Source organism: Paraburkholderia yinzeri, from assembly GCF_046581065.1.
Taxonomy (GTDB): domain Bacteria; phylum Pseudomonadota; class Gammaproteobacteria; order Burkholderiales; family Burkholderiaceae; genus Paraburkholderia.
The window spans coordinates 477,635-489,906 of the sequence record NZ_JBFOCJ010000001.1 but is presented as its reverse complement, the minus strand read 5'-3'; the positions used below and the strand labels follow the sequence as shown (position 1 = coordinate 489,906).

The following is a 12,272-nucleotide window of genomic DNA, read 5'->3' as shown; positions in this document are numbered from 1 at the left end:
CGCCGCCTTTCGCGGCATCGTGCTTACTGGCTGGCGGCTGCCGGTGCTGCAGCCGAAGCGGCACCCTTCTTCGCCTTTTTCTTCTTCGGCTTCTTCACGTGCTTTTCGGTGGGGGCGGAATACGACGAAACCGCGCTCGCTTCCGGATGAGAGGCCGGCTGGGCGAACGACGGCTGGGCGAGCGCAGCAACGCCGAATGCGGTCAACATCAACATCAGCTTCTTCATACGATTTCTCCGTCGAGTGTTGCTTTTAAGGATTTGCTGATGAGCGAGCCGGTAAGGTGGCGGGCGGCGGCGCATTTCGCGCCCGTCCGCCTGGCTCGTTTGGCCCGTCTGGCCTAGGGTGGTGCCAGCCCATCTTACAAAGACGAAAAGTCGCGCGTGCCAAATATTCAGTCTATCGGCCGGCATATATCGCGGCGCGGCAACGCAAGGGTTGCCGCGCCGCGGATCGCAGGAAAAGCGGCAACGGCAAGCTGCCGCCGAATCGTCGGGCCAGGGGAGGTCCGGAAGCGCTACGCCGTGTCTCAGAGCAGCGGTGCGAGCGCGCGGCGGGCGTCCTCGTCGGAGAGCGCCATGCGGCGCCCAAAGTCGGCGAGCTGGTCGGCGCCGATCTTGCCGACCGAGAAGTACGTGCTGTCCGGATGCGCCAGATAGAAGCCCGAAACGCTCGCCGCCGGCAGCATGGCCAGCGACTCGGTCACGCTCATGCCAATCTCGCCCGCCTGCAGGAACTCGAACATGTCGCGCTTCACGAGGTGGTCCGGGCACGCCGGATAGCCCGGTGCCGGGCGGATACCCGAGTACTTCTCGTCGATCAGCGCGTTGTTGTCGAGCGTTTCGCCGGCTGCGTAGCCCCACAGGTCGCGGCGTACGCGCGCGTGCATCGCCTCGGCGAACGCTTCCGCAAAGCGGTCCGCGAGCGCCTTGAGCATGATCGCGCTGTAGTCGTCGTGATCCTTCTCGAACTGCGCTTCCTTCACGTCCACGCCTATGCCGGCCGTCACCGCGAACATGCCGATGTAGTCGGCCACGCCCGAGTCTTTCGGCGCGATGAAGTCGGCGAGCGAGCGGTTCGGGCGCATCACGCCGTCCACCACCGGGCGCACGGACTGCTGGCGCAGGTTGCGCCACGTGAGTGCGACTTCGCTGCGCGATTCGTCGGTGTAGATCTCGATGTCGTCGTCGTTGACGGTGTTCGCGGGCAACAGCGCGAGCACGCCGTTTGCCTGGAGCCAGCGGCCCTGGATCAGGCGCGCGAGCATCGACTTCGCGTCGGAGAACACCTTGCGCGCCGATTCGCCGACGATCTCGTCGTTGAGAATCGCAGGATACGGGCCGGCGAGATCCCACGTCTGGAAGAACGGGCCCCAGTCGATGTAGTTCGCGAGCTCGTGCAGGTCGAAGTTCTTGAACAGGCGGCGGCCGATGAACTTGGGCTTGACGGGCTGGTAGCCCGCCCAGTCGATCTTCGTCTTGTTCGCGCGCGCCTCTTCTAGCGTCACGAGCGGCGTGGCCTTGCGATTGGCGTGCTGGTCGCGGATGCGGTCGTAATCGCTCTTGAGCTCGTCGATGTACTTCGTCGCGCCTTCGTCGGAAAGCAGGCTCGATGCGACCGATACCGAGCGCGACGCGTCGGGCACGTACACGACCGGGCCTTCGTAATGCGGCGCGATCTTCACGGCCGTGTGCACGCGCGAGGTGGTCGCGCCGCCGATCAGCAGCGGAATCTTCTTGATGCGGAAGTAGTCGTCGCGCTGCATTTCGCTCGCGACATAGGCCATCTCTTCGAGCGACGGCGTAATCAGGCCCGAGAGCCCGACGATATCCGCGCCCTCGACTTTTGCCCTGGCGAGAATCTCGTTGCACGGGACCATCACGCCCATGTTGACCACTTCGAAGTTGTTGCACTGGAGCACGACCGACACGATGTTCTTGCCGATGTCGTGCACGTCGCCCTTCACGGTCGCGATAACGATCTTGCCCTTCGCGCGCACGTCGCCGCCCGCTTCGGCGAGCAGGCGCTTTTCTTCCTCGATGAACGGAATCAGGTGCGCCACGGCCTGCTTCATCACGCGCGCCGACTTCACGACCTGCGGCAGGAACATCTTGCCCTGGCCGAACAGGTCGCCGACCACGTTCATGCCGTCCATGAGCGGGCCTTCGATCACGTTGATCGGACGGCCGCCGCCATCCATGATTTTCGCGCGCGCTTCTTCGGTGTCCTCTACGATGAAGTTCGTGATGCCATGCACGAGCGCATGCGCGAGACGCTTCTCGACGGGCTGATTGCGCCACTCGAGGTTCTCTTCCTTCTTCGCGGCGCCGGTCTTGAACTTGTCGGCGATTTCGAGCAGGCGGTCGGTCGCGTCTTCGCGGCGGTTGAGCACCACGTCTTCCACGCGATCGCGCAGTTCGGGATCGAGGTCGGCATATACGCCGAGCTGGCCCGCGTTGACGATGCCCATGTCCATGCCCGCCTGAATGGCGTAGTAGAGGAACACGGTGTGGATCGCCTCGCGCACCGGGTCGTTGCCGCGGAACGAGAACGACACGTTCGAGACGCCGCCGCTGATCTTCGCGTACGGCAGATTCTGCTTGATCCAGCGCGTCGCCTCGATGAAGTCGACCGCGTAGTTGTTGTGCTCCTCGATGCCCGTCGCGACCGCGAAGATGTTCGGGTCGAAGATGATGTCTTCCGGCAGGAACCCTACCTCGTTCACGAGGACGTCGTACGAGCGCTTGCAGATCTCGGTCTTGCGCGCGTAGGTGTCGGCCTGGCCCTGTTCGTCGAAGGCCATCACGACGGCCGCCGCGCCATAGCGGCGAATCAGCTTCGCGTGATGGATGAAGGGTTCCTTGCCTTCCTTCAGCGAGATCGAATTCACGATCGCCTTGCCCTGCACGCATTGCAGGCCTGCCTCGATCACCTCCCACTTCGACGAGTCGATCATGATCGGCACGCGCGCGATGTCGGGCTCGGAGGCGATCAGGTTCATGAAGCGCACCATCGCCGCCTTCGAGTCGAGCATGGCCTCGTCCATGTTGACGTCGATGACCTGCGCGCCGTTCTCGACCTGCTGGCGCGCGACCGCGAGCGCCTCGTCGAACTGGCCGTTCAGGATCATCCGCGCAAACGCCTTCGAGCCGGTCACGTTCGTGCGCTCGCCGACGTTGATGAACAGCGTGCCTTCGTTGACGTTGAAGGGTTCGAGGCCGGAAAGGCGCAGGGTGTGGTCAGTCATGGCGTGGGACCGGATCGGATGGTGTCTCGGGAGAGCGGGGCGCGGAGTCGATGATAAAAGCGACGATAAAGCGGCGAGCGAGGCTCAGGCTGCATCGCGATACTGGCCGGGCCAGCGGCGCGGCTTGATCTCGGCGAGCGCCTTCGCGATCGCGGCGATGTGCTCGGGCGTGGTGCCGCAGCAGCCGCCCGCGACGTTCACGAGACCGGCCGTGGCGAATTCCTTCAGGAGTCCGGACGTATCGGCAGGCGTTTCGTCGAAGCCCGTTTCGCTCATCGGATTCGGCAAGCCCGCGTTCGGATAGCACGACACGTAGGTGTCGCAGAGCTTCGCGAGTTCGGCGATGTACGGGCGCATGAGCGCCGCGCCAAGCGCGCAGTTCAGCCCGAACGTGAGCGGCTTCGCGTGGCGCAGCGAGTTCCAGAATGCCTCGACGGTTTGCCCCGAGAGAATGCGGCCCGACGCGTCGGTCACGGTGCCCGAGATCATGATCGGCAGGATCTCGCCGGTGTCCTCGAACAACTGGTCGAGCGCAAAGAGCGCGGCCTTGGCATTGAGCGTGTCGAAGATCGTCTCGACGAGGAACAGGTCGCAGCCGCCGTCCATGAGCGCCTTCGCCTGCTCGTAGTACGCCATGCGGAGCTCTTCGAACGTGACGTTGCGCGCGCCCGGGTCGTTCACGTCGGGCGAAATGCTCGCGGTCTTCGGTGTCGGCCCGATCGCGCCGGCGACGAAGCGCGGCTTGTCCGGCGTCGAATACTTGTCGCACGCTGCGCGCGCGAGCTTCGCCGATTCGACGTTCATCTCGACGGCGAGCTCGCCCATGCCGTAGTCGTCCTGAGCGACCGTGGTCGCGCCGAACGTGTTGGTCTCCAGGATATCCGCGCCCGCCGCGAGGTACTGCTCGTGAATCTCGCTGATGATTTGCGGCTGCGTGAGCGAGAGCAACTCGTTGTTGCCCTTGATGTCGCGCGGGTAGTCCTTGAAGCGCTCGCCACGGTATGCGGCTTCATCGAGCTTGTAGCGCTGGATCATCGTGCCCATCGCACCGTCGAGGATCACGATGCGCGAAGCGAGCAGCGCGGGCAGGGCAGCGCCGCGCGTGTAGCGCCCGCTTGCGTCAGGACGGGCGGCGGCGGTGCGGGAGACGGTATCGGCAGGCTGGTTCATGAAGGGCGGACGGGCTTGGCGCCGGTTGAACGAGGGAACCCTGTATTGTAGCCGCAGCCGGGGCGCCTCGCCCGGCGCTGCCGTGGGGCTGGGCCACCTGACCAGAACCCCCCCCCAAAAAAAAAGGAAGACCCAAAAGAAAACCCCGGCCGCCGAAGCGGACGGGGTTCCCTGAGCACGAGTGCCGCGACCTACGCAGGCTCAGTGCGATTTCGGTGAAGCACCTCAGTGAAGCACGACGGGCTGCTGCATGAGACTGTCGAATTGACCGAGGAATTCGTCGACTTCGTCGGGCGTCTGTTCCTCCTGCATCAGCTTTTGCACGTGCTCGCGAAAGCTTGCCGCCATCACGCCGTCGATAAATATCTCGCGGCGCGCGTTTTTGTCGACGATTTCATAGCCCCCGGCGTTCATCGCGACGTGGCCGTCCTGCGGGGGGAATTCGACAACGCAATAATTGGGACTGTTGTAGATCATCTGCATGGCGACACTCCTTTTTTCCTGTGCTCCCTGGCTTTGCAGCCTCTTTGCTTGTGACCATACATGGAGCGTTCAAGCTGGAATTCAAGGGGACTCGCATGGCAACTCATCCGTCATGCTCGCCCTTCGACCTCCGCCTCTTGCCAGCCTCACTGTCATCGTTCTGCTCGCATTGGTTAGACTGCCCGGTGCAGAAACGTTTCAAGCAAAGCCGCAAACCTGTGGGACTCCTCTACCGGGGCCAGATGGGCCGCATCAAGTATTTCGAAATGGGCGCCTTCGATGGCCTGCGCGAGCGCCTCTGTCACAGCGACCGGCGTTCCGCCGTCGTAGCGGCCAGCGATGGCGAGCGTCGGCGTGCGCAATGCTGCGAGCTTTGCATGGACGTCGAAATCGCGTAGTGCCTCGCAGGCCATGGCATAACCTTCCGAAGCTGTCCGTAATAAAACGTCACAAATTTTCTCGACGGTGTCGCGATGCGCGCGGCGAAAGTCGGGCGTGAACCAGCGCTCCATCGTTGCGTTCGCGAGTGCCGTCGTGCCTTCGCGGCGCACGAGCGCGGCGCGTTGGTTCCACATGTCGCGCGCTTCGGGCGGCGTGCGGCTCGACGTGTCGCAAAGCGTGAGCGAGAGCACGCGCGACGGATAGTCGATCGCGAACTGCTGCGCGATCATGCCGCCCATCGACATGCCGACGAGATGCGTGGTCGTCACGCCCATAGCGTCGAGCATGGCGCGCAGATCGGCGGCGAGGTGTGCGAAGCCGTACGGTTCGCGTGAAATGGCACTCGCACCATGACCGCGCACGTCGTAGCGCAACACGCCATAGCGATGCCGGAAATGACCCGCAAGCGGATCCCATACCGTGAGGTCGCCGCCCAACTGATGCACGAACGTGAGCATGGGACCGCCACTGCGGTCGTCGAGGACGTAGTGCGTATCGATGCCGTTGACAGTCACTTGCATGGTTTCCTCCTTCACGTTGCCGGGTCGGGAGTCAGGCCGTCTGCGAGGTGCTGCGTGGATGCGATGCCGGTGGAGCAACCCGCGCGCCTGTTGGTGCCTGCCGGTGCGCGGGGCGATGTTTGCTGCTGTCCTCGGTTGATGCGCGATTTTTGCGCGGTCAGTACGCGCGAGATAGGTTCGTATGCGTGACGCGCCGTGATGCTTTCGTCAGTTCTTTTCCTTGATTCGAATGGCGCGCCGCCTGCTGTGCGTGCATCGCGTAGTAACGCATGGTGCGGAGTCGCGCGATGCGCAGACTTCTCGTTCACCTTCTATGACGTGTGCAGCCAGCGATTCCAGTATGCGCTATTTCGCGGCGTTCTGCTGCGAAGTGGGCTCAGGTGTTGCGCGCAATTTGTGAGCGTCTGTAAAGGATCAAGACGGGGTAAAGGCGAGCCGACGCAGCACGGGGGCTCAGGGCTGTGCGGGCGTGTCGTTCGCGGGCGCGTTGCCGGCGGGTGCCGTATCGGGAGCGGTCGACGGAGCCGGCTGCAACGTCGGAGCCGATGCGGACGGTTGCGGTGCAGCCGGCGCGGAGGGTTCGGCGGAAGAAGGGGGCACCGGAGCCGGCTGCGATGGCGGTTGTGCCGCATCCGGTTGGTTGTCGCCCGGCGCGCTTGCAGGGGCGCTTGCCGGCGTTTCGTTGTTGCCGGCGTGCGGCGCGGCAGTCGGTGTTCCGGTGTTCGATGCGTTTGCGTCCGTTGCGCCCGCCCCGTTTGCCGGGGGCAAGGCAATCGGTCCGCGCCAGACGAGTTCGAACTGCGTGCCGTTCGGCTCGGTCTGCACGAGCCGCACGGGCAGCCAGCCGAGCGAGGGCGCAAGCCACACGTCGATGCGACGCTTGTCGCCTTCGCGGCGCGGCAGCCGCATGAAGTGGCGCGCGGTGACGAAGCCATGATCGGTGCTCACGCTTTCGTCGCCGATGGTCGTCACGGGCCAGACTTCGCCGCTGTCGTTGTCGGCCACGTAGAACTCGCGCGTGACGCCGGGCTTGTACGCCTCGGGGTCGCCGCGCACGAGGCTCGCGAGCTGCATCACCATGCTGAAGCGATCCTGCGCGCCGTCCTGCAGCGCGAGCGAGTTTGGCGTGCGCGTGAACACGATCTGCTTCTGGTTGCGGTTGAAGACCGTCACGTCTTCGGGGCGGTGGCCGCGCTTCTCGATGTACTGATCGGGCGCGAGTCCGAACGCGTCCACGTGGCCGCGGCTCGTCCAGTTGAAACTGCCGATGAACGGCAGCGGCACCGAGACCACCATCTCGTAGTGCTGCCCGTCGCTCGCCCAGTGAATCGTGCCCGGCTGGTTGCGCACGCCGTTATAGAACGTGTCGTACTGCAGTTCGCCCGAGGGCGGGATCGAGAACTTCACGCCGTGCGAGGCCTGGCTTGCCTGCGCCGAAGGCGTGTTGCCGTTGCCCGCGCCGGCGTGTGCCGTGCCGCCGTTGCCGGCGCCGGCCGCCGCGCTGCTGGCGGCGGCGTCGGAGGCGGCCGGGTTCGTGGCCGCCGTGTTTTCCGTTTCGGCCGGGCTGGAGGCGGGCTGCGCCGCCTGAACTTTGGGTTGGGGTTTCGGCGGCGTCACGGCCCGTAGTTCGTGCGGTCTGCTCGCCGGTCGGTGGGCCGGGTGCGGGGCGGCCTTGTGCGCCGCGCTTGCCGCGGCGGGTTGCGCCTCGCGTTCGATGCGTTCGGGCTTGAGCAGCGCGACCTGCACGGGAACGTGCACGTCGCGCACGGGGGGCGGCACGCCGCGATGCCGCTCGATCCACTCGGCCGCGAGCCAATGCAGCAGCGTCACCACGACGAACACGGCCAACCAGCGCCAGGCGCGCGAGCGCGGCGGCGAAGCGGAGGCTGTGGTTTCTGAACGGGCGAGGGCGCCTGGCATCGGGCTCGATTTGAGGTGAATGTGAACGTTAATGTGACACGTCGGGCGGCGTGCCTGCAAAACGGCAGAACGCGCCGTGAACCCGCTTCGACCCGCCGGGCGCCGGCTGCGTTCCGGCCGGATGGACGGTTCCGCGCGAAATCACCCCGCAGTCAACGTACGGTCAACGCGCGGTCAACCTGCGCTCAGCGCGGAACCGGACTGTACCCCAATTCCCAGGACAGCTTCTGCGCGCACTCGCGCAGCGCCGTGTCGACAGCGCCGTTCCAGTGGATATCGAACGCGCCCTCGTGCCCGAGCGCGATCACGCCTAGCGCGAGATCGCCCGTGGCGTCGAAGACCGGCGTGCAGAACGCGTGGATCGTCGGCAGCAGCATGCCTTCCACGCGTGCCGCGCCGTGTTCGCGCACTTCGGCGAGCGCACGTTCGAGTTCTTCGGCCGTGCGCGGCGTCGATCCCGACGTGTAGTGCTGCGCGCTCGCGAGTTCGCGCTCGATCATCGGGCTGGTTTTGCTGCGCGGCAGGTAGGCGGCGAACAGGAGGCCCGTGGCGGAGCTCAGCATCGGCATGACGTCGCCGAGCTTGAGCGACGCCTTGGCCGGGTGGCTCGACTCCATCCAGTGCACGACGGTCGGCCCCTGGTTGCCCCACACGGCGATGCCCACCGTGATGTCGAGCGCGTCGCGCAGCTCGGCGAGCGCGATGCGCGCAAGCTTGACGCCGTCCACGCGTGCAAGCCGCGCAAGCCCCAGTTGCAGCGCGAAGCCGCCCAGTTCGTAGCGTCCCGAAAGCGGATCCTGTGCAACCATGCCGAGCCGCAGGAAGCTCACCAGATACCGGTGCGCCTTCGCCGGGCTCATGCCTGCGCGCTGCGCGAGATCGCGCAGCATCATCGCGCGCGGCTCCCCGGTCAGCACTTCGAGCAGCCGAAAGCCGACTTCGATCGACTGGATGCCCGAGCGCAGCTTCTCTTCACCCGTTTCCCCCCCTTCGCCCTCGGCGTGCTCGGGAGCGTCGTGGAGATCGTCGACCTCGGCTTCGGCGGGATCGACCGGGGCGGCGCGGCGGGCGGACAGCGAGGAGGAGCGGGCAGACGGCGGCATGGATAGCGTTCTGGTCGAGGCGTGGGCAACGGAGCAACGGGCGGCAACAAGCCGGGGGCGGATCGGGCGCAGACGGCCGCACGGCGTGCCGTTCCACGCGCGCCCCTTGGGCCGCGCCGATTCACCATCGTAGAATACATTTCCTCTATCGTCATCCGCACAACGCACCAGTCCCATGAAACTTGCCACGCTGAAGGACGGCACCCGCGACGGTCAACTGATCGTCGTTTCCCGCGACCTGCGCACGGCGGCCATTGCCGACACGATCGCGCCAACCCTGCAACGCGTACTCGACGACTGGCGCTTCTACGCGCCGCAGTTGCTCGATCTCTACGACGCGCTCAACCAGGGCCGCGCGCGCAATGCCTTCGGCTTCGACGCCCGCGAGTGCATGGCGCCGTTGCCGCGTGCGTACCAGTGGGCGGACGGTTCGTCCTACGTGAACCACGTGGAGCTTGTGCGCCGCGCGCGCGGCGCCGAAATGCCGCCCGAGTTCTGGACCGACCCGCTGATGTACCAGGGCGGCAGCGACGACTTCGTCGGCCCGACCGACGACATCGTCTGTGCGTCGGAGGCGTGGGGCATCGACTTCGAGGCCGAGGTGGCCGTGATCACCGGCGACGTGCCGATGGGCACGACGCCCGACGAGGCGCTTCGGTCCATCCGCCTCGTCACGCTTGCAAACGACGTCTCGTTGCGCCACCTGATTCCCGCCGAACTCGCGAAGGGCTTCGGCTTTTTCCAGAGCAAGCCGGCCACGTCGTTCGCGCCCGTCGCCGTGACGCCCGACGAACTCGGCGGCCACTGGCGCGAGGGCCGCGTGCACCTGCCGCTCGTCGTGCACTGGAACGGCAGGAAAGTGGGTCAGCCCGACGCGGGTACGGACATGGTGTTCCACTTCGGTCAACTGATCGCGCACGCGGCGAAGACGCGCAACCTGCGCGCGGGCGCGATCGTCGGCTCAGGCACGGTGTCGAACAAGGATGCGAAGCGCGGCTACTGCTGCATTGCCGAGAAGCGCTGCCTCGAAACGATCGAGCACGGCGAGGCGCGCACGGAGTTCATGAAGTTCGGCGACAGCGTCAAGATCGAGATGCTCGACGAGACGGGCAAGTCGATCTTCGGTGCGATCGACCAGGCGGTGGCGCCGGCAACGGATGCACAGTAATCCGCTTTAACGCGCCGCCGCGCGGAAGGGTAACGCCCGATGCCGTGCGCGAGGGGCGCGGCTACACTGGCAAACGCGCTGGCCAACGTGCTGGCAAACGCATCCTGTCGGCGCCGAGAGTCGTACGAAGAATACGCACACGACAATGAGGAGACACGATGAAACGCTCTTTGCCGAGCCGAGCCGTACCGTAGCCGTGCTGGCTGCGCTCGCCGGTTTGCTCGCTCCCGCCTTCGCGCTCGCGCAGATCAAGATCGGTCTCGTGCTTTCGCTCACGGGGCCGGCCGCGTCGCTCGGCATTCCGGCGCGCGACACGGCCCAGATGTTCCCCACGGAAATCGCCGGACAGAAGGTGCAGTACATCGTCCTCGACGATGCTTCGGACACCACCCAGGCCGTGCAGGACACGAAGAAGCTGATCGACGAGCAGCACGTGGACGCGATCATCGGCTCGTCGATCACGCCGAACACGCTCGCGATGCTCGACGTGGTCGCCCAGGGCGAGACGCCCACCCTCTCGCTCGCCTCGTCGGCGAAGATCATCGAGCCCGTCGACGACAAGCGCCGCTGGATGTTCAAGACGCCGCAGACCGATGCGATGATGGCCGGCGCGATCGTCGAGCACGCCGTGGCGCACAACGTGAAGACGCTCGCGTACATCGGCCAGGCGGACGCGCTGGGCGAGACCTTCTATGCCGAGGTCGCGAAGGCCGCGCAGCAACACGGCATCCGTATCGTCGCGAGCGAGCGCTTCAACCGTACCGATCCCTCGGTCACGGGCCAGGTGCTGAAGATCGTCGAGGCGCATCCCGATGCCGTCGTGGTCGGCGCGGCGGGTACCCCCGCCGCCCTGCCGCCGAAGGCGCTCAAGGAGCGCGGCTACCAGGGCCTCATCTATCACAACCATGGCGTGGGCAACCGCGATTTCCTGCGCGTGTGCGGCGCCGATTGCAACGGCACGTTCCTGCCGGCGAGCCCCGTGCTCGTCGCGGCGCAACTGCCCGAGGACTATCCGGGCCGCCGTCTCGCGCTCGACTATATTTCGAAGTACGAAGCACGTTACGGCGCGGGCACGGTGTCGGCATTCGGTGCGTACACGTGGGACGCGGGTCTGCTGCTGCAAAGTGCGCTGCCGGTTGCGCTCAAGACCGCGGCGCCTGGCACGAGCGCATTTCGCCACGCGTTGCGCGACGCGCTCGAAGCCACGCGCGGCCTTGTCGATACGAACGGCGTCGTCAACATGAGCGCGACCGATCACCTCGGGCTCGATGCGCATGCCCGCGTGATGGTCGAGATCCGCGACGGCAAGTGGGTCTACCAGCCGCATTGACGCCGCCCGCCATTCATCATCTATCGGAAGCAGGGAGGAAGCGCGCATGAACGATCCTTTTTACGCCCGCTATCACGCGTTGCACGTGCGGCGTCACGAGCACGGCATCGTCGAGATCGTGATGAGCGGCGAAGGCGCGAACAAAAGCGGCCTCGCGACCGCCGACGCCAACATGCACCGCGAGCTCGCCGAAATCTGGCGCGACGTGGACCGCGATCCCGACGCGCGCGTCGCGGTGATCCGCGGCGAAGGCAAGGGCTTTTCGGCGGGCGGCGATCTCGCGCTCGTCGAGGACATGGCCATGCACTTCGACGTGCGCGCGCGCGTCTGGCGCGAGGCGCGCGATCTCGTCTACAACGTGATCAACTGCGGCAAGCCGATCGTCTCGGCGATGCACGGGCCGGCGGTGGGGGCGGGGCTCGTCGCGGGTCTGCTCGCCGACATCTCGATCGCGACGAAGACGGCGCGCATCATCGACGGCCACACGCGTCTCGGCGTGGCCGCGGGCGACCATGCGGCGATCGTGTGGCCGCTTCTGTGCGGCATGGCGAAGGCGAAGTACTACCTGCTGCTGTGCGAGCCCGTGAGCGGCGAGGAAGCGGAGCGCATCGGCCTCGTCTCGCTCGCCGTCGACGAGAACGATCTGCTGCCCAAGGCGTTCGAGGTGGCGAAGCGTCTCGCGAACGGCTCGCAGACCGCGGTGCGCTGGACCAAGTACGCGCTCAACAACTGGCTGCGCATGGCGGGACCGAACTTCGATACGTCGCTCGCGCTCGAATTCATGGGTTTTTCGGGACCCGACGTGCGCGAAGGCGTGCAGTCGCTGCGCGAGCGGCGCACGCCCGACTTCCCGGGCGGCGATCCGTTCAGGTTCTGATGCCCCCCGAAG

Annotated in this window: 10 protein-coding genes; 3 read left to right on the top strand and 7 right to left on the bottom strand. The window is 65.9% G+C overall.

Annotation, left to right across the window (positions count from 1 at the left end):
• Positions 1–23: 23 nt before the first annotated feature.
• The 7 genes from WJ542_RS02350 to WJ542_RS02320 all read right to left on the bottom strand — a co-directional run bounded on the left by WJ542_RS02350 (position 24) and on the right by WJ542_RS02320 (position 8,885).
• A complete protein-coding gene (locus tag WJ542_RS02350) occupies positions 24–227 on the bottom strand; it encodes an acid-shock protein (RefSeq protein WP_411187505.1) in 204 nt (67 codons plus the stop codon).
• A 302-nt stretch (positions 228–529) separates the two neighbouring features.
• On the bottom strand, positions 530–3,262 hold the full coding sequence (gene metH, locus WJ542_RS02345; RefSeq protein WP_411190454.1) for a methionine synthase: 2,733 nt from the start codon (positions 3,260–3,262) through the stop codon (positions 530–532).
• A gap of 69 nt (positions 3,263–3,331) precedes the next feature.
• Positions 3,332–4,417 carry a homocysteine S-methyltransferase family protein gene (locus WJ542_RS02340; protein ID WP_411187503.1) on the bottom strand — a complete coding sequence of 362 codons (1,086 nt, stop codon included), beginning with the start codon at positions 4,415–4,417 and terminating at the stop codon, positions 3,332–3,334.
• Between the two features lie 225 nt (positions 4,418–4,642).
• Entirely contained in the window at positions 4,643–4,900 is a 258-nt protein-coding gene (locus WJ542_RS02335; protein ID WP_027793328.1) for a BTH_I0359 family protein, read from the bottom strand.
• A 173-nt stretch (positions 4,901–5,073) separates the two neighbouring features.
• Positions 5,074–5,862 (bottom strand): 3-oxoadipate enol-lactonase, encoded by a 789-nt coding sequence (pcaD, locus tag WJ542_RS02330; RefSeq protein ID WP_411187501.1) that lies wholly within the window; start codon positions 5,860–5,862, stop codon positions 5,074–5,076.
• 453 nt (positions 5,863–6,315) lie between these two features.
• The gene (locus WJ542_RS02325; RefSeq protein ID WP_411187499.1) at positions 6,316–7,782 is read right to left on the bottom strand and encodes a DUF3108 domain-containing protein; all 1,467 of its coding nucleotides are present in this window, start codon (positions 7,780–7,782) and stop codon (positions 6,316–6,318) included.
• A gap of 185 nt (positions 7,783–7,967) precedes the next feature.
• The gene (locus tag WJ542_RS02320) at positions 7,968–8,885 is read right to left on the bottom strand and encodes an IclR family transcriptional regulator (protein ID WP_411187497.1); all 918 of its coding nucleotides are present in this window, start codon (positions 8,883–8,885) and stop codon (positions 7,968–7,970) included.
• Positions 8,886–9,060: 175 nt separating this feature from the next.
• Here WJ542_RS02320 and WJ542_RS02315 point away from each other — a divergent pair, with 175 nt between their 5' ends.
• From WJ542_RS02315 to WJ542_RS02305, 3 genes are all read left to right on the top strand, one after another.
• The gene (locus tag WJ542_RS02315) at positions 9,061–10,053 is read left to right on the top strand and encodes a fumarylacetoacetate hydrolase family protein (protein ID WP_411187495.1); all 993 of its coding nucleotides are present in this window, start codon (positions 9,061–9,063) and stop codon (positions 10,051–10,053) included.
• A 145-nt stretch (positions 10,054–10,198) separates the two neighbouring features.
• Entirely contained in the window at positions 10,199–11,383 is a 1,185-nt protein-coding gene (locus WJ542_RS02310) for an ABC transporter substrate-binding protein (RefSeq protein ID WP_411187493.1), read from the top strand.
• A 46-nt stretch (positions 11,384–11,429) separates the two neighbouring features.
• The gene (locus WJ542_RS02305; protein ID WP_411187491.1) at positions 11,430–12,260 is read left to right on the top strand and encodes an enoyl-CoA hydratase/isomerase family protein; all 831 of its coding nucleotides are present in this window, start codon (positions 11,430–11,432) and stop codon (positions 12,258–12,260) included.
• Positions 12,261–12,272 lie beyond the last annotated feature (12 nt).